This is a genomic window from Corynebacterium sp. CMW7794 (assembly GCF_001563605.1).
Classification (GTDB): domain Bacteria; phylum Actinomycetota; class Actinomycetes; order Mycobacteriales; family Mycobacteriaceae; genus Corynebacterium; species Corynebacterium phoceense.
This window is the reverse complement of sequence record NZ_KQ961757.1, coordinates 1-26745: the sequence shown is the minus strand read 5'-3', so window position 1 is coordinate 26745 and position 26745 is coordinate 1. Positions and strand designations below refer to the sequence as shown.

Annotated in this window: 23 protein-coding genes, 1 tRNA gene and 1 riboswitch; of the genes, 15 read left to right on the top strand and 9 right to left on the bottom strand. The window is 63.3% G+C overall.

Annotation, left to right across the window (positions count from 1 at the left end; translation table 11 throughout):
* Nucleotide 1: 1 nt before the first annotated feature.
* The 5 genes from HMPREF3227_RS08750 (at nt 2) to HMPREF3227_RS08735 (ending at nt 4430) form a co-directional block, all read left to right on the top strand.
* Nucleotides 2-706, top strand: coding sequence for a YceI family protein (locus tag HMPREF3227_RS08750; protein ID WP_066488069.1), 705 nt, complete (start codon nt 2-4; stop codon nt 704-706).
* Nucleotides 707-745: 39 nt separating this feature from the next.
* Nucleotides 746-913, top strand: coding sequence for a hypothetical protein (locus HMPREF3227_RS13595; protein WP_168162224.1), 168 nt, complete (start codon nt 746-748; stop codon nt 911-913).
* A gap of 508 nt (nt 914-1421) precedes the next feature.
* The gene (locus HMPREF3227_RS08745; RefSeq protein WP_066488056.1) at nt 1422-2333 is read left to right on the top strand and encodes a Dyp-type peroxidase; all 912 of its coding nucleotides are present in this window, start codon (nt 1422-1424) and stop codon (nt 2331-2333) included.
* 72 nt (nt 2334-2405) lie between these two features.
* Nucleotides 2406-2759: a heterodisulfide reductase-related iron-sulfur binding cluster gene (locus tag HMPREF3227_RS08740; RefSeq protein ID WP_066512258.1), complete on the top strand. Its 354-nt coding sequence runs from the start codon at nt 2406-2408 to the stop codon at nt 2757-2759.
* A gap of 276 nt (nt 2760-3035) precedes the next feature.
* A complete protein-coding gene (locus HMPREF3227_RS08735; protein WP_066488050.1) occupies nt 3036-4430 on the top strand; it encodes an MFS transporter in 1395 nt (464 codons plus the stop codon).
* 74 nt (nt 4431-4504) lie between these two features.
* On the opposite strand, the gene HMPREF3227_RS08730 is transcribed toward HMPREF3227_RS08735, so the two are convergent.
* Nucleotides 4505-5788, bottom strand: a complete 1284-nt coding sequence (locus HMPREF3227_RS08730) for an SAM-dependent methyltransferase (protein ID WP_066512257.1) — start codon at nt 5786-5788, stop codon at nt 4505-4507.
* A 203-nt stretch (nt 5789-5991) separates the two neighbouring features.
* Here HMPREF3227_RS08730 and HMPREF3227_RS08725 point away from each other — a divergent pair, with 203 nt between their 5' ends.
* Both HMPREF3227_RS08725 and HMPREF3227_RS08720 read left to right on the top strand, forming a co-directional pair.
* The gene (locus tag HMPREF3227_RS08725; RefSeq protein ID WP_066512256.1) at nt 5992-7332 is read left to right on the top strand and encodes an NAD(P)/FAD-dependent oxidoreductase; all 1341 of its coding nucleotides are present in this window, start codon (nt 5992-5994) and stop codon (nt 7330-7332) included.
* Between the two features lie 100 nt (nt 7333-7432).
* Nucleotides 7433-7535, top strand: a riboswitch (TPP riboswitch).
* On the top strand, nt 7523-9106 hold the full coding sequence (locus HMPREF3227_RS08720) for a bifunctional hydroxymethylpyrimidine kinase/phosphomethylpyrimidine kinase (RefSeq protein ID WP_231732347.1): 1584 nt from the start codon (nt 7523-7525) through the stop codon (nt 9104-9106). (Overlaps the previous riboswitch by 13 nt.)
* 344 nt (nt 9107-9450) lie before the next feature.
* Here the strand turns inward: HMPREF3227_RS08720 and HMPREF3227_RS08715 are convergent, their stop codons facing one another.
* A complete protein-coding gene (locus HMPREF3227_RS08715; RefSeq protein WP_066488044.1) occupies nt 9451-10056 on the bottom strand; it encodes a class I SAM-dependent methyltransferase in 606 nt (201 codons plus the stop codon).
* A 142-nt stretch (nt 10057-10198) separates the two neighbouring features.
* On the opposite strand from HMPREF3227_RS08715, the gene corA reads away from it, so the two are divergent.
* On the top strand, nt 10199-11272 hold the full coding sequence (corA, locus tag HMPREF3227_RS08710) for a magnesium/cobalt transporter CorA (protein WP_066512253.1): 1074 nt from the start codon (nt 10199-10201) through the stop codon (nt 11270-11272).
* A gap of 21 nt (nt 11273-11293) precedes the next feature.
* Here corA and HMPREF3227_RS08705 read toward each other — a convergent pair whose 3' ends face one another.
* Entirely contained in the window at nt 11294-11779 is a 486-nt protein-coding gene (locus HMPREF3227_RS08705; RefSeq protein ID WP_066512250.1) for a PaaI family thioesterase, read from the bottom strand.
* A gap of 176 nt (nt 11780-11955) precedes the next feature.
* Between HMPREF3227_RS08705 and gndA the strand changes: the two genes are divergently transcribed.
* Nucleotides 11956-13410 carry an NADP-dependent phosphogluconate dehydrogenase gene (gndA, locus tag HMPREF3227_RS08700; RefSeq protein ID WP_066488038.1) on the top strand — a complete coding sequence of 485 codons (1455 nt, stop codon included), beginning with the start codon at nt 11956-11958 and terminating at the stop codon, nt 13408-13410.
* Between the two features lie 111 nt (nt 13411-13521).
* Here gndA and HMPREF3227_RS08695 read toward each other — a convergent pair whose 3' ends face one another.
* Nucleotides 13522-15057, bottom strand: coding sequence for an SLC13 family permease (locus HMPREF3227_RS08695; RefSeq protein WP_066512245.1), 1536 nt, complete (start codon nt 15055-15057; stop codon nt 13522-13524).
* A gap of 335 nt (nt 15058-15392) precedes the next feature.
* Between HMPREF3227_RS08695 and HMPREF3227_RS08690 the strand changes: the two genes are divergently transcribed.
* Genes HMPREF3227_RS08690 through HMPREF3227_RS08680 form a run of 3 tightly spaced genes read left to right on the top strand, consistent with a single transcriptional unit; the run spans nt 15393 to nt 18685 of the window.
* A complete protein-coding gene (locus HMPREF3227_RS08690) occupies nt 15393-16871 on the top strand; it encodes a DEAD/DEAH box helicase (protein ID WP_066488034.1) in 1479 nt (492 codons plus the stop codon).
* Nucleotides 16871-17758, top strand: a complete 888-nt coding sequence (locus HMPREF3227_RS08685; protein ID WP_066512294.1) for a 3-methyladenine DNA glycosylase — start codon at nt 16871-16873, stop codon at nt 17756-17758. The genes HMPREF3227_RS08690 and HMPREF3227_RS08685 overlap by 1 nt, the downstream gene beginning before the upstream one ends.
* A 60-nt stretch (nt 17759-17818) precedes the next feature.
* Nucleotides 17819-18685, top strand: a complete 867-nt coding sequence (locus HMPREF3227_RS08680) for a vWA domain-containing protein (RefSeq protein WP_066512242.1) — start codon at nt 17819-17821, stop codon at nt 18683-18685.
* A gap of 290 nt (nt 18686-18975) precedes the next feature.
* Here HMPREF3227_RS08680 and HMPREF3227_RS08675 read toward each other — a convergent pair whose 3' ends face one another.
* The 5 genes from HMPREF3227_RS08675 to secA2 form a co-directional block, all read right to left on the bottom strand.
* Complete coding sequence (locus tag HMPREF3227_RS08675) at nt 18976-19545, bottom strand: MerR family transcriptional regulator (protein ID WP_066488192.1); 570 nt, start codon at nt 19543-19545, stop codon at nt 18976-18978.
* Between the two features lie 337 nt (nt 19546-19882).
* Nucleotides 19883-20458, bottom strand: coding sequence for a bifunctional nuclease domain-containing protein (locus HMPREF3227_RS08670; protein ID WP_066512239.1), 576 nt, complete (start codon nt 20456-20458; stop codon nt 19883-19885).
* Nucleotides 20459-20510: 52 nt separating this feature from the next.
* On the bottom strand, nt 20511-21188 hold the full coding sequence (locus HMPREF3227_RS08665; protein ID WP_082723232.1) for a transcriptional regulator FtsR: 678 nt from the start codon (nt 21186-21188) through the stop codon (nt 20511-20513).
* Between the two features lie 267 nt (nt 21189-21455).
* Nucleotides 21456-21884, bottom strand: coding sequence for an oxoglutarate dehydrogenase inhibitor Odhl (gene odhI, locus HMPREF3227_RS08660; protein WP_066488016.1), 429 nt, complete (start codon nt 21882-21884; stop codon nt 21456-21458).
* Nucleotides 21885-21972: 88 nt separating this feature from the next.
* A complete protein-coding gene (gene secA2 / locus HMPREF3227_RS08655; RefSeq protein WP_066512233.1) occupies nt 21973-24264 on the bottom strand; it encodes an accessory Sec system translocase SecA2 in 2292 nt (763 codons plus the stop codon).
* A gap of 230 nt (nt 24265-24494) precedes the next feature.
* Here secA2 and HMPREF3227_RS08650 point away from each other — a divergent pair, with 230 nt between their 5' ends.
* The 3 genes from HMPREF3227_RS08650 to HMPREF3227_RS08640 all read left to right on the top strand — a co-directional run bounded on the left by HMPREF3227_RS08650 (nt 24495) and on the right by HMPREF3227_RS08640 (nt 26289).
* Entirely contained in the window at nt 24495-25661 is a 1167-nt protein-coding gene (locus tag HMPREF3227_RS08650; protein WP_066512230.1) for an alpha/beta hydrolase family protein, read from the top strand.
* Between the two features lie 75 nt (nt 25662-25736).
* A complete protein-coding gene (locus HMPREF3227_RS08645; RefSeq protein WP_066487997.1) occupies nt 25737-26150 on the top strand; it encodes a YchJ family protein in 414 nt (137 codons plus the stop codon).
* A 65-nt stretch (nt 26151-26215) separates the two neighbouring features.
* Nucleotides 26216-26289: transfer RNA gene (locus tag HMPREF3227_RS08640), tRNA-Pro, on the top strand.
* Nucleotides 26290-26745: the final 456 nt, after the last annotated feature.

Here is a 26745-nt window from a genome sequence, read left to right as displayed (position 1 = left end):
AATGAAGAATCTTTTGGCGAACCGCAAGCTCGTTATCACCTTTTTCATCGTGATCATCGTGCTGCTCACGCTCGTTGCGTTCGTGCCGCTGGTTATCTCTCTCGTATCCGGCCGCGGCGTCCAGACCGAGGGAGTCAACGCGAGCCACGCGAAGGCCGCTGAAGTCGAGCTCGATGGCGACTGGACGGTCACGAAGGGCAAGCCGGACAACCACACGTCCGTGGGCTTTACCTTCCACGAGGTGCTGCCTGCCGAGAAGAAAGATACGTCCGGTTCGACGACGGCCGTGAGCGGCGACGCCACAATTGAAAATAATGTCCTTGAGCAGGGCACCATCACGGTGGACATGAACGAGCTGACCACGGACAAGAAGGTCCGCGATCAGAACATGAAGTCCAAGCTCTTTGAGACCACAACGTACCCGGAGGCCACCTTCATGGTCACCAAGCCGGTCGATCTCTCCGCCGTCCCGGACGATGGCACCATTGGCAAGGTCAGCCTCACCGGCGACCTCACCATCAAGGACCAGACGCACGAGGTCACCGAGGACTTCGACGTCCTGCGCGATGGCAAGGAGCTCGTCGTCGGCGGCGATATTCCCATCAACCGCACGGACTACGACGTCAATACGCCGGAACTCATCGCCGCTAAGATCGACGAGGACGGCTTCATCAACATCCGTATCTCGTTCAAGCACGCCAACTAAGCACGCGCCACGCACGCAGCGTCCAAGGGAAACACTCGTATGAACTCTCGCGTCATGATTCCGGTTATCTGGTTCCGGCTCATCATTGTCATCGCGTTTACGATTTTCGTCGCCACGCAAAAGATGTGGATCGTCGCGGGCATCGCGGCGCTGTTGGCGTTGCTCAGCGTCTGGCAGCTCGTCGCCGCGTATCGAAACCGCGACTAAACCCACGATCGCGGCACGCAGACCACCGAACCAACGTCCGGCGCTATAGCGCTAGTTTCGTAACTGTTACGTTAATGGGGTTGCATCGAGCACACGGGGAGAAGGGGAATTTCGCCCCAGCAGCGCAATCGGAACACAGCGACACAACAGTGCCGAAAGACTCGTTCTATACACGCGCCAGACATAAGGGACTGAATAGTTCTGCGGCGGTTTCGAAGTCACGATGAGCCCGGACGTGCCGAAGGAATTTCTGGCGACAGGCTCAGCGAAGGACGCTGAAGCCTAGGCGAGCACAACGGTGCGCCAGCGGACGGTGGACGGGAATGCGGCGGGCGATATTGGGGGCATCGGCAAGCGCTGCACGATAACATGCAGATCGTGATAGATGTCCGATAATGCACATTATGTCAAAACAGCGATGAGGAGACTTCCCCACGTTTGGGCCTGTCTGCCAGATTACTGCGCGCAATCCCCGTGGCACAGACGCCGAAGCCTTACTATTGAGTCCATGACTATTCAGCACATCGTTGACAAGCCGTCGCGCGCCGCCCTGTTCCTCGTTCTCGACGTCACTCCGGGCGGCGAAGTTGCCGTCCGCGACTTCATCGGCGGATTCAAGGGTCTGGTCAAGTCACTGAATTTCCGTTATAGCGCCGAGGATCTTTTCGCGGTCATCGGCATTGGCGCGAAGCTCTGGCCGCGGCTCACGTCCGCACCCGTGCCGGCGGGGCTTAAGGAGTTTGAGGAAATCTCCCAAGGCAAGTACACAGCCCCGTCGACGCCGGGTGATCTCCTCTTCCATTTCCGCGCGGAGTCCTATGACGTATGTCACGAGCTGGCGTCGCAGATTCTCACGAAACTCGGTGACGCGGTGCGCGTGCTCGATGAGACGCAGGGTTTCAAGTACCTGGACGGCCGCGACCTGTTGGGCTTCGTGGATGGCTCGGCTAACCCGACGGATAACGAGGCGCTCGAGACTGTCCTCCTGCCCGAGGACGCGGATTACCCGCGCGGTTCCTATGTCACCGTGCAGAAATACACGCATGACCTCAAGGCGTGGGCGCAGCTCACCGTCGAGGAACAAGAAGACGTCATTGGCCGATCCAAGGTCGACGACATCGAGATGGACGACGACGTCAAGCCGTCTAACTCCCACGTAGCACTCAACGACCTGGACGAGGATATCTACCGCGAGAACATGGCGTTTGGTTCTTTCGCCTCGGGCGAAATGGGCACGTACTTCATCGGCTACGCGCGCGACCCGGAGTTCGTCAACGAGCGCCTGCGCAATATGTTCATCGGCGATCCGGTGGGCAATTACGACCGTATCCTGGACTTTTCCACGGCCGTGACGGGCACGAACTTCTTCGTGCCGAGCCTCACCCTCATGGGCGAGTTCAGTGAGCTGCCACTTCCCTAGCCTGCTGTATTAAATAGTAAAGCGCGGTGCCAGGACGGTCCCGCGCTTTTAGCGTTAGTTAAGCGCGCGGCGATGGATGAGCGCCGCGACGACCGCGCCGGTGATATGGGCGTCCACCCGACATGCTCGATGCACCACATGGGTATCAGTGACTCGCTGCTAGCCCTGGCCAACGCGAGCGGCGAGGCCAAGGTGCCAGAGGGTGCGACGTGCTGTGGCACCGCCGACGACCGCGGGCTGTTCCACCCGGAGCTCGTCGAATCCGCGACCCGCGAGGAGCGCGCCTCCCTCAACGCAGAGCACTTCGACGCGTTTGTCTCGGACAACCGCACGTGCGAGATGGGCTTGGAGATGATGACCGGCCGCACGTACGACTCCATTGCTGTGCTGCTCGAGCGCGCGTCTCGCCCAGTGGTCACACCCTAGCCTGTGCCACATTGCCCACCGCGCCTAAACGCGCGCGTTTCATTCCGTGGAACGATGCGACACGCCGTGGAACCGCTGCCCGCCTTCGTTGTGACGAGGGCGGGCAGTTGCCGTTTTTCGGGTTGACCTCGGAGTCTTGGAGTGCCAACGAAACGCGCGTGAGAAATCGATGGACTAGTTCAAAGAATTCCGTAGAATGGTCTTGCAATTTCATGACATGAGATATTATGCTTGGGCACATTCACCAATTGGGTGATAGAAACTTCATTTCTCTTAATGCACAAGGAGGGTTTTGCCGTGACGACGACCGCACCTGCCACAGCACCCGCCGCCACTACCACGACGGCACAATTGACTAAGCGCGATCGTCGACGCATCGCTTTCGCGTCGACCATCGGCACCACCATCGAGTTCTACGATTTCTATATTTATGCCACGGCTGCCGTCGCCGTGTTCCCCTACCTCTTCTTCCCGAAGACGGAAGACCCCACGATTGCACTGCTCCAGTCCTTCGCCACCTTTGGCCTCGCGTTCGTTGCCCGCCCGCTGGGCTCGGTCGTCTTCGGCCACTTCGGTGACCGCATCGGCCGCAAGGCCACCCTGGTGGGCGCGCTGCTCACCATGGGTATCGCCACCTTCATCATCGGCATCCTTCCCACCTACGCCACCGCGGGCATCCTTGCACCAGCGCTGCTGGCGCTCATGCGCTTCTGCCAGGGCCTGGGCCTGGGCGGCGAGTGGTCCGGAGCGGCCCTGCTGGCCTCCGAGACCGCCGAAGACGGCAAGCGTGCGAAGGCCGCCATGTGGCCGCAGTTCGGCGCCCCGTTCGGCTTCTTTCTCGCTAATGGCTTCTTCCTCACCTTGGTCGCCACCATGGACTACCACCGTGGCGACACGACGGGCACGTTCATGGAGTGGGGCTGGCGCCTGCCGTTCCTGAGCTCTGCGGTGATGGTCCTCATCGGCCTCTACGTCCGCCTGAAGCTGGAAGAAACTCCGGTCTTCCAGCAGGCTGTGGACTCCGGCAAGAAGGCCAAGTCCCCCATCCTCGAGGTTTTCAAGACTGCATGGCTCCCCACCCTCATCGGCACCTTCGTCATGGTGTCCTGCTACACGCTGTTCTACCTGGTCACCACCTGGATCCTGTCCTACGGCATCGGCGATAGCTCCAAAGGCCTGGGCCTGAACATCCCGTACATCCAGTTCCTGGAAATCCAGCTGATCTCCATCTTCGCCTTCATAGTCGGCATCCCTGTCGCCTCGCTGCTGGCTGATAAGTATGGCCGCAAGCCGGTCCTCACGGTGACCTCCGCCATCATGATAGCCTTCGGCTTCACGTTCCCGTTCTTCCTAGACATCGAAACGGCGACCACCGGTTCCGTCCTGGCCTTCCTCACGCTCGGCATGTTCATCATGGGCCTCATCTTCGGTCCGATGTCTGCGGTCCTGCCTGAGCTGTTCCCGACCAACGTCCGCTACACCGGCTCCGGTATCGCGTACAACGTCTCCTCCATCCTGGGCGCTGCGGTTGCGCCATTCATCGCCACCTGGCTGGTGAAGACGCAGGGTGTCGCCGCCGTCGGCTACTACCTCATCATCGTCTCCGCCCTCTCCCTGGTCGCTATCATCGCGATGCGCGAGATGAGCAAGGTCGACCTCACCGAGGTCTAAACCCCACACTCCGCACAGACCAATCCCCCGCGAACAGGAGCGCGGGGGATTTCTCGTGTGCGAGCTCGGCTGGCCTAACGGCGGCCGCCGCGATTGCGGTGGACGAGCGTGAACTGGACGGAGTCCGCCATGCCGAGCGCGAAGAGCGCCTCGCGCAGCGCGAATTGATAGGTCCACAGGCGGCGGTAGACCGGGTCGAAGCCGGCGGCGGCGGCCTCGCGGAGGTGGCCCACGAAGAAGGAGCGCTCCTGCTCGAGAGACTCTCGGTAGTGCGGTCCGGTGTGGGTCTGGGCCACAATGCGCAGGCCGGTGCTACGCTCGACCAACTTGTTGATCTCGGGGACGGTGAGCAGGCCAAGACCGGGCCACACGTAGGCCTTGAGCGCCTGCAGCGCGTCGCGACCGGGGCCGGTCATCTGCTCCGTGGCGACGGTCGTTTGGATCACGGCGCGGCCGCTGGCATCGAGAAGCCGGTCGATGGCCTGCACGTAGCGTCCACGCTCCCGACTGCCCAGGGATTCCAGGGCCTCGATGGAGATGATCGCGTCATACCGACCGCGCCATTCCTGCGGGCTCGGCACGAGGTGCTCGATATCTTGGCAGGCCACGTTGTCAGAGACACCAGCGAGCACGAGATGCTCGCGGACGGCCTCGGCACGCTCGGGGTCAGCCGTAAGAATATCGACGACAGCGCGGCGCTCGGCCGCCTGAACGGCGGCCTGGAGACCCGTCGCCGGGAAAACCAGGACGTGGGAGCCGGCGCCGACACGGGTGGCATCGGCAAGCCAGGCTGCGGCGCGCTCTTGGGCGGAGCGCAAATCCTCGCGGTCGACGGCGGTGGGCTCCGACAGATGGGTGACGTCGACGAAGTGCTCCTTGGCGCCGGAGCGCTCATAGGCCGGCACTGACTCGCGAACCGTCGTCGGCACGCCCGTGGAAAAAATTCCGCCCTGGTGGCTCACGCGATCCCCGGCGTAGAGCTTTACCAGCTCTGTGGGCAGCTCCCCGCCCGTCGCGGGCGATTCGGGCACTGCGGGGGTCTTGGGTGCGTACCCAGCACCGAGCAGGCGCTTGAGGACACGCACGAGATGCGCGGAGTCCGGCGTCGTCCACTCTCCGGCGAGATAGGACTCCGCGAAGCCTACCCAGCCGCCGTGCGCGAGGCGGTCGAAGAGCGCGTCATGCGCGACCCGCAGGTCAGCGTCAGCGCCCTCTAGTACCAGTCCCGCCGCGTCGCAGGCCTGCGCAAACTGAGCCTCCGCGCGCCGGGCACGCCACGCGCCAAAGCGAGGAACGGGCACCTCCGCCACGCCTGGCCACAGCTGCGCATCAATGGCGTCAAGATGGGAATGGCTCACGGTGCCCCTTACTCATTAGAACCGGCGAACGACGGACAATACCCGCCAGTTTAAGCGGCGCAGAGCGCCACAGCGCCCAGGCGGGGCCGCGCGCCCGGAGTATTTTGTGACCTAAACTATGCCGACCAAGGAGCAACCTATTACACTAGCCGGGTAGCTAAAAACACGGCTGTATATCTTTACAAGAGAGGTTTTACTCACACATGGCTGAGAACGCTTTCCGTCCCAACGGCGGCCGCCACCACGTCGTCGTTATTGGTGCAGGCTTCGGCGGCTTAAACGCCGTCAAGTCCTTGAAGAACGCTGATGTTGACGTCACGCTCATCGACAAGAAGAACCACCACCTGTTCCAGCCGATGCTCTACCAGGTAGCCACCGGCCTCGTCTCCTCCGGCGAGATCGCTCCGTCCACCCGCCAGATTCTGCGCGACCAGGACAACGCCCACTTCGTCAACGGCAACGTGACGGACATCGACATCAAAGCCCAGACCGTCACCGCGGCTCTGGACAACACCGAGCGCACCTTCGAGTACGACTCCCTCATCGTCGCCGCTGGCGCTGGCCAGTCCTACTTCGGCAACGACCACTTCGCCGAGTTCGCGCCGGGCATGAAGACCCTGGATGACGCGCTCGAGCTGCGCGCCAACATCATTGCCGCCTTCGAGAAGGCAGAGCTGACCGATGACCCGGCTGAGCGCGAGAAGCTCCTCACCTTCGTCATCGTCGGTGCTGGCCCGACCGGCGTCGAGCTCACCGGCCAGATCGCAGAGATGGCCAAGCGCTCCTTCAACGGCCAGTTCTCCAACTTCTCGCCGTCGTCTGCGAAGATTTACCTCCTCGACGGTGCACCGCAGGTCCTGCCGCCGTTCGGCAAGCGCTTGGGCCGCAAAGCACAGCGCACGCTGGAGAAGCTGGGCGTCGACGTACGCCTCAACGCCATGGTCACCAACGTGGACGAGAAGTCCGTGACCTACAAGGACATGAAGACCGAACAGGAGACCACCATCGAGGCTGGCGTCAAGATCTGGTCCGCCGGTGTTGCCGCTTCCCCGCTGGGCAAGATGGTTGCCGAACAAGCTGGCGTCGAGACCGACCGCGCAGGCCGCGTCCCGGTTAACGAGGACCTCACCCTGGGCGAGTACTCCAACGTCTACGTCATCGGCGACATGATGGGTCTTAACCGTCTGCCGGGCCTGGCACAGGTCGCCATGCAGGGTGGCGCACACGCTGCCAAGCTCATCGAGGCCAAGCTGGATGAGGAGTCCACTGCCAACGAAAAGGAGGCCTTCGACTACTTCGATAAGGGCTCCATGGCCGTCATCTCCCGCTTCAACGCTGTGGTGAAGATGGGCAAGACCGAAATGACCGGCTTCCCGGCATGGATCGCCTGGCTGGCTCTCCACGTCGCATACCTCGTCGGCTTCCGTTCCCGCGCCATCGTGGCCCTCAACTGGCTCATCAATGCCGTCTCCCCGGTCCGCGGCAACCTCGCAATCACGGACCAGCAGCGTTTGGCCCGCAACAAGATGGGCAAGGACGCGTAAGTCTTCTCTTCCCCATCATTCCCCCGTCTCGCTGTATCGCGAACGGGGGATTTTTATGCCCAAAACCGCGCACACACCTACGGTCCTTTGTTAGTGTCGAGAGCGCAACATGGGGTGCCAAGGCTCGAAGCCGCGGCTGAGATAACACCCATCGAACCTGCACTGAGTTAGAACTAGCGAAGGGATCGTTGTGAACGACGCCGTTATTGGCGCGCCTGCTTCGGCGCGCATTCCTGCAGTACCCCGCGTACTCTCCATCGCCGGAACGGACCCCACGGGCGGGGCCGGCATCCAGGCAGACCTCAAATCCATCGCCGCGGCAGGCGGCTACGGCATGTCCGCCGTGACCGCCCTCGTCGCACAGAATACCCAGGGCGTGCGCGAGGTCCACACCCCGCCGGTCGAGTTCCTCCGCGCGCAGCTTACCGCCGTGGCCTCAGACGTCACCATTGACGCGGTGAAGATTGGCATGTTGGGCAGCGCCGCCATCGTGGCGGAGGTCTCACGCTTTCTCGCCCAACTCTCGGACGTGCCCGTGGTCCTCGACCCCGTCATGGTGGCCACGAGCGGCGACCGCCTCCTCGACCGCGACGCGGAGGCCGCCGTGCGCGAGCTGTGCGCACGTGCCACCGTAGTCACGCCCAACCTCAAGGAGCTCGCCGTGCTCACGCAGACGGCCGAGGCCACCACGCTCGAGGAAGCCATCGCCCACGCCACCGCATGGTCCGCCGACACCCGCACCACGGTCATCGTCAAGGGCGGGCACCTGCGCGGCGACCTCGCCGATAACGCCGTCGTCACCCCGGACGGCGCCGTCCACCGCATCTCCTGTCCGCGCGTGGACACCCCGCACACCCACGGCACGGGGTGTTCCCTCTCCTCGGCGTTGGCCACCCGGCTCGGCGCCGGCGCCTCGCTTTCCGATGCCCTCTCCTGGTCCACCCGCTGGCTCCACGAGGCCATCTCCCACGCGGCCGCCCTTGAGGTCGGCCAGGGCCACGGCCCCGTCGACCATGGGCACCGCGCCCGCCGCCTCGCGGCGGCAGCTTCCACCGTCCCGGCGCGCTTCTACAGCGATGTCACGAGCACTGCGGCCGCCCCCGCGCCCCACGTTTCCGCTGCGGGCCCGGAGACGGCCCGTCTCTGGGAACTCACCGGCGACGCCTGGCAGTCCATTACGCAGCTGCCTTTCATCCAGGCGCTAGGTACCGGCACGCTGCGCGAAGAGGACTTCGCCTTTTACCTGGCGCAGGACGCGCAGTACCTCAACCAGTATTCGAAGGCGCTGGCGCGCTTAGCCGCCCTCGCACCGGACGCCGGCGCGCAGCTTCATTGGGCCTCGGGTGCCGCCGAGTGCCTCGCCATTGAGATGTCCCTTCACAAGGATTGGATTGCGCACCACACCACGACGGTCCCCTCCACAGCGCTCACCGCCCCTTCACGGGTGACAAGCGCCTACACCGACTTCCTTGTCGCCACGACGCACACCGACGACTACGTCGTCGCTGCTGCCGCGGTCCTGCCCTGCTACTGGCTCTACGCTGAGGTCGGCCTCCACCTTGCGGCCCAGAACTCGCCCGAGCATCCCTACAACGCCTGGATCACGCAATACGGCGGCGAGGAATTCCTCACCGGCGTGCGTGCCGCCATCGCGCTCGTCGAAGAAGCGCTCACTGCCGCAGACCCCGCCACGCGCTCGCGTGCCACCCGCGCCTACCTTGCGGCATGTTGGCACGAGGTGGACTTCTTCGACCAGGCTGACCGCCGCTGGTAGCTTCGTGCGGCGGCGTGAGCGTGCCGGTGACACTGAGGTGCTCGTGAGAAGCATTATTCTCTGTGGATAACTGGGCCGATTTTGCCCACTGCATGTGGAAACCGGCGCAGGTTGTCCAGAACAAAATATGTTCCCCTAGCTTCTTTTGGCGCGTGCCTTGAGCTTCTGGGGCATGACAGTTTCTCTCTTCGCAGCTCTTAGCATAGGCGTCTCCTCGCTTCCCGAAGCCGCCGGCACGTCGCTTACTGACATCCTCACCCGCGGTGTCTCCCGCCCCGACGCGCCCACACGAAAACCCCATCGACAGGGCCGATGGGGCTAGACGTCGTGGGCTCCTCGCAGTTCTATGCGAGCAAGCTGCTCGCGTTGGGGCGACGGAAGACGACCACGAGGAACGTCGAATTGGGTCCGAAGGGCTTGAGGTCCCACGACGAGAACGTGTAGTCGGTAACGAAGCCCACGGCCTCGGCGAGTGCAATCATGTCATCGAATTCCCAACCGCGTCCCGCACCCAACGCGACGACGAAGCGGCCGCCTGGCTTGAGCGCGTTGTAGATATTGCGGTACGCGGCCTCGCGGCCGTCCGGCGCGAAGAAGCCCACCACATTGCCAGCGGCTACCGCGATATCAAAGTCATGCTCGTCGATCGCGTCCTCAGAGAGGTCACCCACACGCCAATCCCCCTCCGGGAAGTCATGCACAGCGTGTTCAATGAGGATGGGGTCGACGTCGACGCCCACCACGTCGTGGCCGAGCGCCGCCAGACGCCCGCCAAGGCGGCCGGTGCCGCAGCCAGCGTCGAGGACGCGCGAACCGCGCTCCGCCATCGCGTCAATGAGGCGCGACTCGCCGTGGATGTCTTGGCCCTGCGCCTCTAGCATCTTCCACTTGCGTGCAAAATTATGGGAATGTGCAGGGTTAGCGGCGGTGACTTCTTTCCAGGTAGGCATGCCGTTCAGTATAGGTCGCAAAACGCGCTACTATTAAGCCCGCACTGCGGTGCGTCCGTGTCAGATTGACCACGGCGTGTAGCCCGCACCGTCCAGGCCCCGCCGCGGACGGCCACACCTTACTGCGCAAGGGAGGCAGATTATGGCAGGAGTACCATCTCCGTTCAGGTCGCGTAAGCCGAAGGACCCTGCACCTGCGCACGCCCGCATTCGTGTCCCCGTCGAGCGCGCCATTGAACACTGCCGCGTCTTCGTCGACGGCGAGTCCCTCCCCGGCGAATTCACGCCTGCCACTGCGCAGGACACCGTGGATGAGTACGGCCGCGGCTTTATTTGGGTCGGTCTCCACGAGCCGGACGAGCACCAGATGACCTCCGTCGCCGAGGAATTCCGCATCCACGAACTCATCGTGGAAGACGCCGTCCAGGCACACCAGCGCCCCAAGCTGGAGCGCTACGATGATCAGCTCTTCGTCGTCGCCCGCTCCGTCAACTACCGCGACCACGACGAGGTTATCGATAAGCGCCAAATCATTTCCACCGGTGAGGTGCAGATGATTATCGGCCATAACTTCATCATCACCGTCCGCCACCGCGCGAAGCTGCCCAACCTTGCCTACACTATCGGCGACGACCAGGACCTCGTGGAGCTGGGTCCCGTCGCCATGGCGTGGAAGGTGCTCGATATGCTCGTGGACCGCTATGGCGAGATTGGCAAGCTGCTGGCCATCGAGGTCGACGAACTCGAAGAGATGGTCTTTACGCCCGGCTCCAACTTTGAGATCGACCGTATCTACATGTTCAAGCGCGAGGTCCTCGAGATGAAGCACGCCATCGCACCGCTCTCCGACGCATTGAGCGCCATGATCAGCAACCACAAGGACCTCATCTCAAAGCAGCTGCGCTCCTACCTGCGCGACGTCAACGATCACGAGCTCGTGGTCAAGGACGAGGTCGCACACTTCGACGAGCGCCTTACCTCGCTTATCGATGCCTCCGTTGCCAAGGTCTCCATGCAGCAAAACGCCGATATGCGCACCATCTCCGCCATCGTTGGCATGTGGGCCGCACCCACCATGATCGCTGGCGTCTACGGCATGAACTTCGACAAGATGCCGGAGCTCCACTGGGCGTGGGGCTACCCCTTCGCCGTCTTCCTCATGGTGCTCGTCGTCGCCGTGCTGTGGTTCTGGTTCCGCAAGAATAAGTGGCTCTAAGCCGCCCAACTCCCCCAGCGACTACGCGCCCACAACGATGGTGCGCAGCGTCGACTTCGCCACGAGCTCTCCGCCGTGCGACATCTCGGCTTCCCACAGCTGGGTCCGACGTCCTGTCTGCAGCGGGCGCGCCACGCCCTCGATCGGCCCTTGTTCAACCGAGCGGATGAAGTCGGTCGAGTTGTTCACGCCCACCACGGGTCCGCCGGCCACGATGACGCCGGCGATGGACCCAAGCGACTCCGCAAAAGAAGCGTACACGCCGCCGTTGACGAGCCCCCACGGCTGATGGTGCTGCGGCCCCGCATGAATGACGCCGCGGACCTCGCCGCGGGAAAGGTGCGTATAAAGAATGCCGACCTGGGCATCGAAACCGGTATTCGACTCATTGAGCTCCGCGAGTTCCTCCTGCGTGAGTGGGCGCTGCGCGGCCGTAACAATGAGTCGGTTGAGCAAGTCCTGGCGCGCGTCGGCCGAGGAGTCCTGGTTGGTGTGGTGGCGTGTCATAAGCGTCAAGCTTAGCGCCCAACCTGCCCGACCTCGCCCACTGTGGCTGGCAACGGGCTCCCCGCCCGCGACTCCACACACTCCTACGACAGCACGCACGCAGCCACTACAGATATTCACCACACAATCCCACGCAGACGGGCATCGGCACCGCTCGGTGACGTAGGATAGACCCCATGACTGAAACGAAGAATCTCGCATCGATCGGCGTTGTGGGCCTGGCCGTGATGGGCTCCAACCTGGCACGAAACTTTGCACACAACGGCAACACCGTCGCCGTGTACAACCGCAGCCCGGAAAAGACCCGCGCACTCATCGCGGACCACGGTGATGAGGGCTCGTTCATCCCTTCCGAGACCATCGAAGACTTCGTTGCGTCCCTCGAGCGCCCGCGCAAGGCCATCATCATGGTCCAGGCTGGCAAGGCCACCGATGCCGTCATCAGCCAGCTCGTCGAGGCCATGGACGAGGGCGACATCATCATCGACGGCGGCAACTCGCTCTACACGGACACCATCCGTCGTGAGAAGGAAGTCGCCGCCAAGGGCCGCCACTTCGTCGGCGCCGGCATCTCCGGCGGCGAGGAGGGCGCGCTCAACGGCCCGTCCATCATGCCGGGCGGCCCGAAGGAGTCCTGGGAGACCCTCGGCCCCATCCTCGAGTCCATCGCCGCGAACGTGGATGGCACCCCGTGCGTGACCCACATCGGACCCGACGGTGCCGGCCACTTCGTGAAGATGGTCCACAACGGCATCGAGTACGCAGACATGCAGGTTATCGGCGAGGCCTACCAGCTCCTGCGCTACGGTTTGAACCTTGAGCCCGCCGCCATCGCGGACATCTTCCGCGAGTGGAACCAGGGTGACCTCGACTCCTACCTCATCGAAATCACCGCTGAGGTTCTCGCACAGAAGGATCCGGCCACCGGCGCCCCGCTCGTCGACGTCATCCTCGACGCCGCGGGCCAGAAGGGCACGGGCCGTTGGACCGCCATCAACGGCCTGGAGCTGGGCACCCCGGTTACCGCCATCGCCGAGGCCGTCTTCGCCCGTGGCCTCTCCTCCGCCACCGCGCAGCGCGCCGCCGCTCAGGAAGGCGGCCTGCCCGCGGGCATCATCGACGACGGCGGAGTCGACCCGGACGAGTTCGTTGAGGACGTACGCCGCGCTCTCTATGCTTCCAAGCTCATCGCCTACTCCCAGGGCTTCGACGAAATCAAGGCTGGCTCAGACCAGTACGGCTGGGACGTCGACCCGCGCGATCTCGCCACCATCTGGCGTGGCGGCTGCATCATCCGCGCGAAGTTCTTGAACCGCATCCGCGAGGCCTACGACACCAACCCGGAGCTTCCGGCCCTCATTCTCGACCCGTACTTCAAGGGCGAGCTGGAGGACCTCATTCAGCCCTGGCGCCGCGTAGTCGCTGCTGCCACGCACATGGGCCTGCCGGTGCCGGTGTTCGCCTCGTCGCTGTCCTACTACGATTCCCTGCGCGCCGAGCGCCTGCCCGCCGCCCTCATCCAGGGCCAGCGCGACTTCTTCGGTGCCCACACCTTCAAGCGCACGGACCGTGAAGGCACGTTCCACATCGAGTGGTCCACGGACCGCTCCCTGACGCAGACCGACGCCTAAGCCTACTAACTGCCTAGGCGCAACCAGCGCACAGGCCAACGCCCCGACCACCTCTTTCAATGAGGCGGCTGGGGCGTTTCCTGTGTCCGCGATCCACTGCTAGAAAGTGGCTTAAACCAAGCCCATCCACTTCCAGTACGTCGCGGAGAAGAGAAGCACAAGCAGGTAGCCCACGATGGTGAGCGGAACACCCGTCTTGAGGAACTGCTTGGTGGAAAACGCGCCGGTACCGTAGGCCAGCATGTTCTGCGGTGCGGAAACCGGCAGCAGGAAGCCGAAGCAGATAACGAACTGCTGGATGACGACGAAGCCAATGCCGTCGTTGGGCAGAGACAGCGTCGAGGCGAGCGCAATGAAGACCGGGATAAGGGCCGAAGCCAACGAGGTCGCGGACGCGAAGCCTAGGTGGATGAAGATATTGAACAGTGCCACGAGCGCAATCGTTGCGAGGATGGGCAGGGAGTCAAGGCCCATGAGACCGAAAGTCTTCTCCGACAGCCAGGTCGCAGCACCCGTGTCCAAAAGGAAGGAGCCGAGCGAGATACCGATGGCGAAGACGATGAGCGTACCCCAGCTCACCTTGGCCTGAGCTTCCTTCCAGGTAAATACGCCCACGCCCGGAAGCAGCATGATGGCCACAGCCACGGCTGTGACGACAGCGGAGCTGATCGGGTGGAGAAGATCCTCCGTCGCCCAGAAGCACAGCAGCAGAACGGAGATGACCACGAGTCGTTTCTCAGCACCGGACATGGGACCCAAGTCACGAAGCTGCTTGGCGACGAGTTCTTTGCCACCCTCAATCCGGTCGGTCTCGGGCTTGATAACTGCGCGCATGATGAAGTACAACGCAACGGACATGAGCACTGACCACGGTGCGGCCCAGAGGAGCCACTGGCCCCAGCTCACGGACTGGTCCATCTGCTTTTCAATGAAGCCAACCGCTACGAGATTCTGCGCAGCTGCGGTCTTAATGCCCACGTTCCAGATGGACACGGCCTGCGCCGCAGTGATGACCAGGAGCGCACCAAGCTTCGAATTATTCGACAAGCCGAAGGCCGCGACCATGCCCAGCAGAATCGGGACCACTGCACCAGCACGCGCAGTTGCGGACGGTACGAAGAAAGCCAGGATAATGGCGATGACGATGGCGCCGGCCACGATATGCGACGTCTTCTCCCCCGCTACTTTGAGCACGACGAGCGCAATGCGCTTGTGCAAGCCCGTGACCTGCATGGCACCGGCAAGGATAAGCGCCGCCGCGACGAGCGCGACCGCCGAGGACGAAAAGCCGTCCATGGCCACGCCGAGCGCCTTCGAGGTACCGATGATCTCACCGGGATTTTCAGGATCGGGCGTGAGTCCCAGGATCACCGAAATAAGGCCCACGAAAAGTAGGGCACTCACCGGATACGACACGGCTTCCGTCACCCACATGATGACAGCGAACGCAAGCATCGCCAAGGCCACTTGACCCGGCTGGTTCAAGGACTCGATGGGAAGCACAAGCACGGTGACCAACGCCGCGACAGCGACGAAGAACCAGGCCGCGTTAATATCGAACGCACGCTTCTTCACAGGGGCTGCTGCGCTGTCCGCTCGCTTTTCGTGCACGGCAGCGGCGCCGCCTGACGTGTTTTCTTGAGACATTCGTCTCACTCCTTTAGTGCTCTCACCGCACGGTGCCACACATGCCCCGGCGGCCGCAGGAACTCCCACGGGGTGATGCGCGCCAGCCCCCCGCGGGACCACCTCATAGGCCCACTTTGGCGAATACTCGCCCATGCATGCCATATAGTCGCGCCCTTGTCCTCTGGGCTTTCGCGCCGTACCCCTTTAGGTTATAATCTCTTGTGGATATCTTCTAACCAAGCAGTCCCTCACGCCTATGGGATTTCTCACGTCACGGTCACAAAAGCGAATAAAACACCCATTTCACCGGCGATCCGTGTTTTCATCCATCCCGGCTATAGACTGGATAAACAATGACTACTTTCGCCGATCTTGGCCTGCCTCGCGACATCGTTTACATCCTCTCCCGCCAAGGGATCGAGTCCCCCTTCCCCATCCAAGAAGCCGCCATTCCGGACGCGCTCGCGGGCAAGGACGTCCTCGGCCGCGGCCCCACGGGCTCCGGCAAGACCTTTACTTTTGGTCTGCCCATCATCACCCGCCTGGCGGACTCCGGCGCGTCCAAGCCACAGCGCCCGCGCGGCCTCATCCTCGCGCCCACCCGCGAGCTCGCCATCCAAATCCAGGAACGCCTCGACGAGCCCGCTAATGCGCTGGGCCTGCGCACCCTCGCCGTCGTCGGCGGCGTCAACATCAACCACCACATCCGCGCACTCGCCCGCCCCGTCGACATCCTCGTCGCCACCCCAGGCCGCGCACAGGACCTCATCAACCAGAAGAAGCTCTCCCTCGCCGACGTGCAGATCACAGCCCTCGACGAGGCCGACCACATGGCTGACATGGGCTTCCTACCTCAGGTGCGCAAGCTCCTCGACCTCACGTCGAACACTGGCCAGCGCCTGCTCTTCTCCGCCACGCTTGATGGCGACGTCAACAAGCTGGTCAAGCAGTACATGCACAACCCGGTGACGCACTCCACCGCGCCGGTCGAGGCCGCCGTGGGCACCATGGAGCACTTCGTCGCCTTCGTCGGCGACCGCGACACCCGCAACGACGTCGTGCTCACCCTCGGCGCACGCGAGGGCAAGACCATCATGTTTATGCGCACCAAGCACGGCGTCGATCGCCAGGCGAAGAAACTGCGTCGCGCCGGCATCAACGCGATGCCGCTGCACGGTGATAAGGGTCAGGGTGCACGCACCCGCGCCATCGAGGGCTTTGGCGACGGCTCCGTGCCGGTCCTCGTCGCCACCGATATCGCTGCTCGCGGCATCGACATCGACGATGTCTCGCTCGTCGTCCACGTCGATCCGCCCGCGGAACACAAGGCTTACCTCCACCGTGCGGGACGTACGGCCCGCGGTGGCCACTCCGGCACCGTGCTCACTCTCGTCATGGACCAGCAGCGCGACGAGGTCGCCGCGCTGCTGAAGAAGGCCGGCGTCGAGGCCCGCAAGCTCGAGCTTGCCGATGCCCCCTCGCCCGCCCTCGACCCCGAGCTCGTCCGCATCACGGGGGCGCGCAAGCCTACCGGCGCTCCGTTGCCGCCTCCGGGCCAGGCCGTGCAGGGCGGCCAGTCCTCGGCGAAGAAGTCAGGCGCACCGAAGTCGTCGGGCGAGGGCCGCAGGTCCCGCTCACGTCGCGGAAAGTCCTCGAACGGCGGCGCACGCGAGGACTCCGCAGGCGGCTCACGTTCTGGCTCGCGCCGTCGTTCCACACGTCGCAGCAATGGCGGTCAGAATGGCCAAGGCGGCGGCAACTCCCACAGGGGTGGCCAAGGACGAGGTGGTCAAGGTCGCGGCGGACGACAGGGTCGCCAGGGGCGCTCGTGATGGCGAGCTTGTCCGCACTCACATACCTCACCCCGGAGGAGTGGAAGCCGCGCCATGCGGCTCACGTCGCCGCGGCCGAGGAACGCCTTGCGCGGTTCCGGCACCCCGGCGGCTATCACCCGGTCTACGACTTCCTCTTCGAGTACTACCCGGTCCGCCCGTCCCACCTCACGCGCTGGCACCCGGGCTTCGGCACGGCGCTGCTCGGCGAGCCGACGGATATACCGCAGGCGGAATATCGCGACTATCGCGTCGTCGACACCCCGCGCGGTCCGGCCGTCACCGTAGACCTCGACGCATTGTGGGCACGCCGCGGCGAGTCTTTTACGTATATACGCGACCTCATGGCGAAATCGACGGTCAACCCCACGAGCTTCGATTGCTTTGGCTTGCACGAGTGGGCGATGGTCTACAAAACGGACACTCCGCGCCACGACCTTCCGCTGCGCCTTGGCGCGGAGGGAACGAATACCGTGGTCGAAGCCAATCGCATCAAGTGCACACACTATGACGCGTTTCGCTTCTTCACCGAACCGGCCCGGCCGCTCAACCTCACAGTCTTGACGCGCGAGAGTCAGCCCGACCACGACCAGGCCGGCTGCGTCCACGCGACGATGGACCTCTACAAGTGGGCCTGGAAACTCGGCCCGCTCGTCCCCGGCGAACTCTTCCTTGAGGCGTTCGACCTCGCGGTGAAGGCACGTACGCTCGACATGGAGGCATCGCCCTACGATTGCCGTGAGTGGGGCTTTGGCGTCGTGCCCATCGAGACCTCTGAAGGCAAGGCAGAATACGTCCATCGCCAGCGTGCACTCGCGGCGGAGGGGAATCCGCTTTGTCAACGGCTTGTCGCACTCGTTGACGCCGCGCGCGCCGCTACACTTTAGCCATTGTGTAATGGGTCGCACATGCGGCCAGACCTCAGGCGGGAAGGACAGCACTCACTCATGGCACGTCATTCAAACGGTAAAGGTACGTATTCGGTGGCCTGGTGGATCATTGTGCTGGCCATCCTCATCGTCGCCGCCCTCGTCTTCGGCATCGGTTGGCTGCTGCGCGGGGGCTCCGATGAAGGGTCCACCTCCGCCGCACCCGCCGCAGCTTCCTCCAGCGCAGGGCCCGCAGACGACAACGCTTCTCAAGCACCTGCCAGCGAGAAGGAAGCACAGGACTCCCCTGATTCTTCGTCTGCGGCGGAGTCCAAGGACGCCTCCGAGTCCTCGGCAGCTCCTTCCAGCGCCGCCCCGGCGAGTGAGAAGCCCAGCGCCGCACACGCACCTGCAGCGCCGGCCGACACGCTCTTCCTCCTCGACACGTCCGACCAGATGGCACCGAACTATGGTGCCGTCGCTGGCGCACTCGCCGACACCGCGCAAGCGCTCGGCGCCGCTGGCCAATCCGTCGCGTTGTGGAACTACTCCTCGCCGCTCTCGCCCACCGCAACAGTCGGCTACCGCGACAATGTCGGATTCGGTGCCGCTGGTGACGTAGCTGCCGCCGCAACACAGTTCGGAACCGGTGGCGTCCCGCAAACGCGAAGCGCTGTCATCGCAGCACTCGCCACCGCCCGCGATCAAGCCAACGCCACTGGCAAGGGCGCCCGCGTCGTCCTGGTCACCACCGGCACCGCCCAGGACATGGACGACGCCGCCTTCACCGCGGCACTCGACGACGTCCGCAGCGACAATGTGAAGCTCTCCGTAGTCCAGATCAGCGGTGACAAGGATGAGGCCTTGGCTAAGGCAGCAGCCTCCTACGCCACAGCATCCCCGAACGACGCCGCCAAGGCTCTCGCCACCGCCTCCGGCGTTTAACCACGTGCCTACGTGGCTTCCCAGCCTCCGTTCCTTTCACCGGCCCCGCTCACGCGGGGCCGGTGCCCTTCTTGGTCGTCGATGAATCGACGTTGCCGAACGCACGCGCTGGCGGCGCGCGTCGATCACACTGTTGCCCTCTACCTTCCTGCGACGTGGAGCGGGTTCCCGATTCATGCCCATGCACGAACGAGACCGCTGTACACAACACCGTCGCACAAGACAGCACGAACCCCGTCGTCTATCCCGTGAGCGTGGATAGACGGCGGGGTTACGCTTGAAGCGCTGCCTTAGGAGGTCTTGCGCTGGCGGCGAGCAGCGAGCTCGTCGAGACCAACAACCTCGGCCACTGGGGCATCGACAGGCTCGACGCGCTCGGACGGGAAGTTGGAGATGGTACCGGTAAGTTCCTTGACAATGCCCGGCACGGCAATGCCGAAGACGCCCTGGCCACCGGCGAGAAGGTCGATGACCTCTTCGTTGGAGCGGCACTCGTAAACGGTCGTGCCGTCGGAGACGAGGGTGAGTTCAGCGAGGTCGTTCACGCCGCGGTCACGCAGGCCCTCGACGGCCAAACGGATATTCTGCAGCGAAATACCAGTGTCAAGCAGGCGCTTGACGATCTTGAGGACGAGGACGTCCTTGAAAGAGTACAGACGCTGCGAACCGGAGCCGCGTGCGGTGCGGATGGACGGGTTGACCAGGTCCGTGCGTGCCCAGTAATCAAGCTGACGGTAGGTGATGCCGGCGACCTGGCAGGCGATCGGGACGCGGTAGCCCACTTCCTCGTCCGGGCCGAGGTCGAAGAGGGACTCTTGCACTGCCCGTTCCTTCAGCTGATTGTCTTCGGTATTGCTCACGGTATTCTCCACTGGTCTAGGCCTAGCGATCCTTGTCTCAGCCAGAATTGCAGCTGGCGAGTCAAGTCCTAGGACTTATTAAATTCCACTCACGCCGCCTAGTCAACCGTTCTTCGTCGACTGGGCGGCGTCTAACTCTTAAGTAGAACTTTAGACCTTGGAATAAACCTCTGCACCACGAGTCACAGGCGTGTCATTACATCGGCGAAATTTCTTTCACAGATTACCCCCAGGTGTTACCCCCGTGGCGCGTGTGACTGGTGTGAATAGTGTGCGCGTCGGCTTCCTGACGCGATTCGGACCAGTGCTTTCGCCCTTTGATTGGCCTTCGGCGCGTTTAATCGGTCTCGCCGAAGTCCTCGTCTTCCATACCGAGGGAGCGCATCATCGCTTCGAAGTCGGCGTCGGCTTGCGGGTCCCCCGAAGCCGAGGTGCTCTTGGCGTCCCCCTGCGTCGCAGGCTGGTCCGCTTGAATCTCGAGTGGGTAGGACGAGCTTAAGTATTCATCGAGTGCCTCAAGCGTGGTAAAGATAGCGACCTGAGCCAAGTCCTCCTCGTCCATGGTGAGGTCGACGCCAAAGCGGTCCGCCAGGATAATGGCGTCGCAGGCTGACACCTCGACGCTGCTGCCGCTGGCAGAGACGACATCGAAGAGGAAGACTCCCTCGTTATATGTCGACAGGGAGATGGCCTCGACGCCGCCCTGGTCGTCGAAGACGTCAATGAGAGCATCGATGGCGCGGCGGCGCTGACCTTCATAGCCCTTGACATACGCGGCGGCGAGACGCGGCTCCTGGCCCGTGGTCCAGATGGGCACGACACGCTGCTGGCCTTCAGGCTGCAGAGCGATGCAGCTGAAGTCCTCGGTGACGTCCAACACGATGTCGATGAGCGCAAGTGCGACGGTGGCCATGATTCCTCCCTAAAGGAAAGCGGGTACGACGAACAGCGGCGAGAGCGAGCGTTTAGGCGTTGAACTCGTTGCGCAGGTCCGTCTTCACCAGCGTGCCGTGCAGAGACACCACGAGCGCGGTCATCTGCTGAGAGAGTTCTTCGGCCTTCTGGCGCGCGGTATCCGACTTGCCGTTGGCGACGGGAGTGGCGGCCTGGGCGATGAGGTCAGCCTGACGACGTGCGTTGTTGCGCAGCGTCTTGAGCGAACGCTCATCAAAACCGAAAGCCTTGAGTGCGAGCGCCGTGGATACGACGGCGGCGTCATCCGCGGTGAAGAAGCCGGACTCGTCCGGCGTGATGAGGCCCAGTTTGGCGAGGGAGGCGACCTCTTCTTCGGTGCAGCCGGCCTGCGCGGCGACATCGGCGTCGGTAAGCCGCGTCAGGGCCGGGGCGCGGAACTGGTCGGCGCGCACGAGGGTCTCGCCGAGGCTGGCGCCCACGATGGCGGTCACCTGGCCGGAATCCATAGCTTCAAGCTGCTCACGAATGACCTTGAGCGGCGTGTAGTTGTCACGCTGGGTCTGCAGAATAAAGCGCAGACGGTCAACGTCGGACTCCGTGAAGCGGCGGTAACCCGAGGCCGTGCGCTGCGGTGTGATAAGCCCCTCGGACTCCAGGAAGCGGATCTTAGACACGGTGACGTCAGGGAACTGCTGATTAAGTGTCTGCAACACCACGCCAATAGACATGGTCTTAGCCTTCTTCACTCCTGCCTTGGGCTGCGTGCGGAATGCCGCGGAGCCTTGGTCGCGTGCTACTGCGTTCACTGGTTTATAACTCGCCGTATCTCTCGGGATTGTCTACTTCACTAAGGGGTATGACTTCGCGCCGCTACTATGCGGTGGCGCTACGCCGAGCCGGTGGTACAAGCACGGGCGACGCAGTGCGCGGGAAGCCGAATACGCCGCGCGACGGCCAAGTGTGCCGGACCGCCGCGCTACGCGTTTTTGTCTAGATTAGTTCTTGCCGGCGATGAAGACCAGACGGAACTTACCAATCTGGATTTCGTCACCCACCTCGAGAACCTGTGAGTTGCGCGGCTCGCGGTTCACGTAGGTGCCGTTGAGGGATCCCACGTCGACGACCTCGAACTGGCCGTCTTTGATGCGGAACTCCGCGTGGCGGCGGGAAACGGTGACATCGTCGAGGAAGATGTCTGCCTCCGGGTGGCGGCCCACGGTGGTGGTCTCCTGGTCCAAGAGGAAGCGCGCACCCGCGTTGGGACCACGCTTGACAACAAGCAGGCCCTGGCCGGCGGGCAGGTTGTCCGCACCCGTCACGGTGTTATCGGTGGCGGCGCCGGATTCCATCTCCTTTAGAAGGTCTGCGCGGAAGACAGAAGTGGTTTCCACCTGCGGTTCCGGGGTTCCAGTATGTTCGCTCATTATTACCTCCGATGTTTCGGACCAAAAGTTAACTGCTTTCAATCATAGCGATCCGCCTCGCTCGGCGGCGCCGTTGGAGTTATTTAATTTAACGGAAGATGTTTCCGATGCTGCTCATGACGGAGTTTCCAGAACCGGACAGCGGGTTATCGGAAACCATGTACGTCCACGTCGCACTCGGACGCGACAAACCCAAATCGTTAAGGTGTGCGCCGTCCTCGTCGATGAGGACGTCGTTAAAGGTCTCCACCGCCTGATCCACCGCGCGTTGAGCCAGCTGCTTGAACTCGCGCACAGCAATGCGGTGATACTCGTCGATGGGCGTCTGGCGCGCGATGGCACGCAGGTGGATGGACTCGCGGACATCGTCCATGAGCTCGAGGTGGTCGGCCCACGCGAGGTCGAGGTGATAGAGCATGATCTCGCGCGCGGCAGCGACGCGGGTTTCCTCCGGCAGGGCTTCCAGCGCGGCGGCCTTCTGCGGCGCGCGCTGCTGGAATTCTTTCCACGCTTGGTCCGTGTCGAGAAGCACGGCGCGGCGCTCATCGATGATGATGCGCTGATCCGCGAGCAGCTGGTTGTACTTCCACGTCTGGGCGTGGATTTCCAGCAACTGGCCTTCCGTCACGCGCTGGCAATGAGCGATGAAGTCGGAGACGCGCTTGGACTCGATGCGCCCGTCCGGCCCGGGCTGCGCGGATAGCGACTCATCCTCGCCGCCCTGACGGACCACGTCATCCTCGAGGGAGACGAAGAAGATGCTCAAACCGGGATCGCCCTGGCGCCCGGCACGGCCACGCAGCTGGTTGTCGAGACGCGCCGTGCGGTGGCGGGTCGTGCCAATGACGGCGAGGCCGCCGAGGTCCGCGACCGTGTCGTGATCGCCCTCATCCGCGCCGCCGAGCTTGATGTCGGTGCCGCGGCCTGCCATCTGCGTGGAGACCGTCACGCGGCCGATATCGCCGGCTTCGGCGACGATGCGTGCTTCCTCCGCGTCGTTCTTTGCGTTGAGGACATTGACGTCGATTCCGCGCTCGCGCAGGACCTCGGCCAAATCCTCAGACTCGGCGACATCGTGGGTGCCCACGAGCACCGGCTGGCCAGTGGAGTGGATGGCGATGATCTCTTCGACGATCGCCTTGTTCTTCTCCTCGGCTGTGGCGTAGATGCGGTCCGCCTCGTCGAAGCGGCGCAGCTCCTTGTTGCGGTCGATGACGGAGACGTGAAGGTCATAGAACTGACGCAGCTGGTCGGTCGCCTCGACGGCGGTACCAGTCATGCCGCACACGAGCGGGTAACGGCGCATCAGCTCCTGGAGCGTGACAGTGTCGAGGATGCGGCCGCCCTCGGAGACCTCAAGGCCTTCTTTGGCCTCGACGGCGGCCTGCAGGCCGTCTGGCCACCGTTGGAGGTCTGCGACGCGGCCGCGGGAGGCATCGATAAGCTGCAGCTTGCCGTCGGTGACGATGTAGTGAATGTCGCGGATGAGCAGGGCCTTGGCGTGGAGCGCCAAGTTGACCTTGACCAGGATCGTGCCGATGTTCTCCTCCGAGTAGAGGGAGTCGATGCCCAGCTCGCGCTCGACTCGCGCGGCACCGTCGTCGGTGAGCGCCACGGTGCGGCCATCCTCGGCGATGGTGTAGTCCAGGTCCTCGCGCAAGCGAGAGACGACATTCGTGATGTGGCCTGTGGGGGCCTCGCCCGGGCGGTTACCGGCGAGCACGAGCGGGACGAGAGCCTCGTCGACGAGCACGGAGTCTGCCTCGTCGACGAGCGCGACATCCGCGCGCGCTTGGACGGTCTGGGAGCGGTCCGTGATTTGGTTATCGCGCAGCACGTCGAAGCCCAGCTCGTTGACCGGGGCGTAGATAATGTCGCTGCGGTAGGCCGCGCGGCGGGAGTCCTGGTCCAACTTCTCGGTAACCGAGGCAACTGTGAGGCCAAAGAATTCGACGAGCGGGCGCATCCACTCCGCGTCGCGCTCGGCCAAGTAGTTGTTCACGGTGACGAGGTGAACGCGCTTGCCTGTAAGTGCGAACCCGGTGGCGGCCATGGCACCCACGAGGGTCTTGCCCTCACCTGTGGCCATCTGGATGACGTCGCCCTCGAGCAGACGCAGCACGGCCTGGGACTGGACGTTGAAGGGGTGCATGCCCAGGCGGCGCTCGCTCGCGACGGCAAGCGCGGCGAGGAAGGCTGACTTATCGGCGATCGCGCCGTCACGCACGGCGTCGCGCGCGTGCTGCGCGACCTCGGCGTCGCTGAGCTGCGCCAGAGACTGCGTCGCCGCAGCCGAATCGTTGACGATGGCTTTGGACTTCTTATCGTTGCGCTCGGATTGCGCACCCATCGCTTTCCAGAACCAGCCAAATGCACCCATGCGGGGCCTCCTTCATGCTTGACGTCGCCGCTCACCGCGCGGCCGCTGCGATCGCACGGGCGGCCCATTCACGGGAAAGATGAATTAGTATCTCTCCTACTCTAGCCGCCGCAGCCCACGGCTTGGGCGGAAGCATGGGGCGAGCGTGCTATGAGTTACATCTACGCGCACACTTCGTGTGCCGCACGCTCGCTCGCACGAGTTCGCTCGTGCCCGCTATTGTGGAATCCATGCAATCCGTGAATGTGACTGTCCCTTCGAGTGCCGGCACCGCGATGGCGGGAACCATCGACTTCCCTGATTCAGCGCCCAAGGCTTTCGCCATCTTCGCGCACTGCTTTGCAGGCTCGCGCCACACCCCGGGTGCGGCGCGCACAGCCAAGCAGCTCACCAACTTCGGCATCGCCACGCTGCGCTTCGACTTCCCGGGTCTCGGCCAGTCCGAGGGCAACTTCGCAGAGACGAGCTTTAGTCAAAATGTCGCGGATATCGTCGCGGCCGCCGAGTGGCTCACGGAGAACTACCGCGCCCCGCAGCTACTCATGGGTCACTCCCTCGGCGGCGCCGCATCCCTGGCCGCCGGCAGCAAGATCGACTCGCTACGTGCCATCGCCACGCTCGGCGCACCGTTTGACCCGGCACACTCGGTGCTTCACTATGCAGACAAGATCGGCGAAGTCGACGCCAACGGTGAAGTCGAGGTCACTCTCGGCGGCCGCGCGCTTACCATTTCCCGCCACTTCCTCGAGGACCTCGCAGATACCAACCCGGTGACCTACCTCTCGCGACTACGCAAGCCTCTCATGGTGCTGCACTCGCCCATCGACCAGACCGTGGGCATTGATAACGCGCAGAACATCTTCCTGTCCACGCGCTACCCCAAGTCCCTCGTGGCGCTCGATAAGGCGGACCACCTGCTCACCAAGCAAGACGCCGCCGCGCGCGCTGCCGATCTCATTGGCGGCTGGGCCGAGCAGTTCATCATCCCGGACAGCGAGCCCGAAGACGTCTCCCCGGACTCCGCCGTCACGCACACCGCGATCGGCACCAAGGTGGGCGTGGTCGTGCGTTCCAATAACCAGTCCGTCTTTGCAGACCGTTCGCGCAAGAACGGCGGCAAGGGCAAGGGCATCACGGCTGAGGGCCTGCTCATGTCCGCCATCGCCACAGGCACCCACCAGTCGCTCATCGACGCGGCCAAGGCAGCCAAGGTCGACAAGGCGATCGAAGATATCTCGGTGACGGTCACGCACGTGCACGACTCAACCTTCGAGCGCCGCATTGAGATCACCGGCGATATCAGCGAAGGACAGTGCGCCCAGCTGCGCTCTACTGCCCGTGGCGCCGGGATTGACACCCTCATTGGCCATACTCATATCGTCGACGTGGAGCCCTAAACCACTCCGCGTCCCCACGCCCCTGTCCCGCACCACATGTCGGCGCGCCGGGCAGGGGCGTCTACTATTTTCCTCATGGCTTCCACTCCCCTCGTCCTGCACCCGCTTGCCGATGCCGCCCGCTGCCCCTGCGGCACAGGCCTCACCTTCGGCGAGTGTTGCGGCAAGTACCACAAGGGCGCCGACGCCCCCACGGCTGAGACCCTCATGCGTTCACGCTTTAGCGCCTTCGTCACCGGCGACGAGGAGTACCTGTTACGCACGTGGGACCCGGACACGCGCCCTTATGATCTCCAGCTCAAGGAGACCACCATCCGCTTCTACCGCCTTGACGTCCTCGACACGGAGGGCGGCGGACTCCTTGACGACACCGGCGTCGTCGAGTTCGAGGCCTTCTACAAGGGCTCCGCCAAGGGCTCGCAGCGGGAGCGCTCGCGCTTTTTTAAGCGCGATGGCCAGTGGTTCTACTCCACCGGCGAGGTATCCTAGCGGCACTTTTGTGTCAGCGAACTACCGTGGTGTAATCTAGACCAGTCGCTAACACCAGCGACGGACGGGCTATGGCGCAGTTTGGTAGCGCACTACACTGGGGGTGTAGGGGTCGCAGGTTCAAATCCTGTTAGCCCGACAGCACTAGACGACGGTTTTGCGAATCTAGCTTAAATCATTTGTGAAACCGTCTCCGACAGATAAACCCACCGCTTAGATGCGGTGGGTTTAGTCGTTTTCGCTCTGTTCCAGTCGTTGACTAATAAGGAACACAACATGGTTCGTCCCCTCTAAAACGACTTCTAGCCCGGAGCCCTTTATCGGTTTTCCGAGCTAGATGGATAAAAGTATTCAGTTGGTCTTAAGCCGCCTCGCGCGCAGGCGGTGCGTTCGGGCTTGCCTTCTCGCGCGCCGGATCGCGCGGCGGTACAGGTTTACCAGAGTCAGGAGGCGGAGTCTTTTCATCCCGATCCACCCGGCCAAGAAAACGCCGAATCATAGATACATTGGCCGCGACCACATCAAGAGCTGTATAGAAGAAGGCCGCAGCAAAACCGCGTACTGAAGCGTCCTGGGTTTAGTTCCGCTTCTTTTA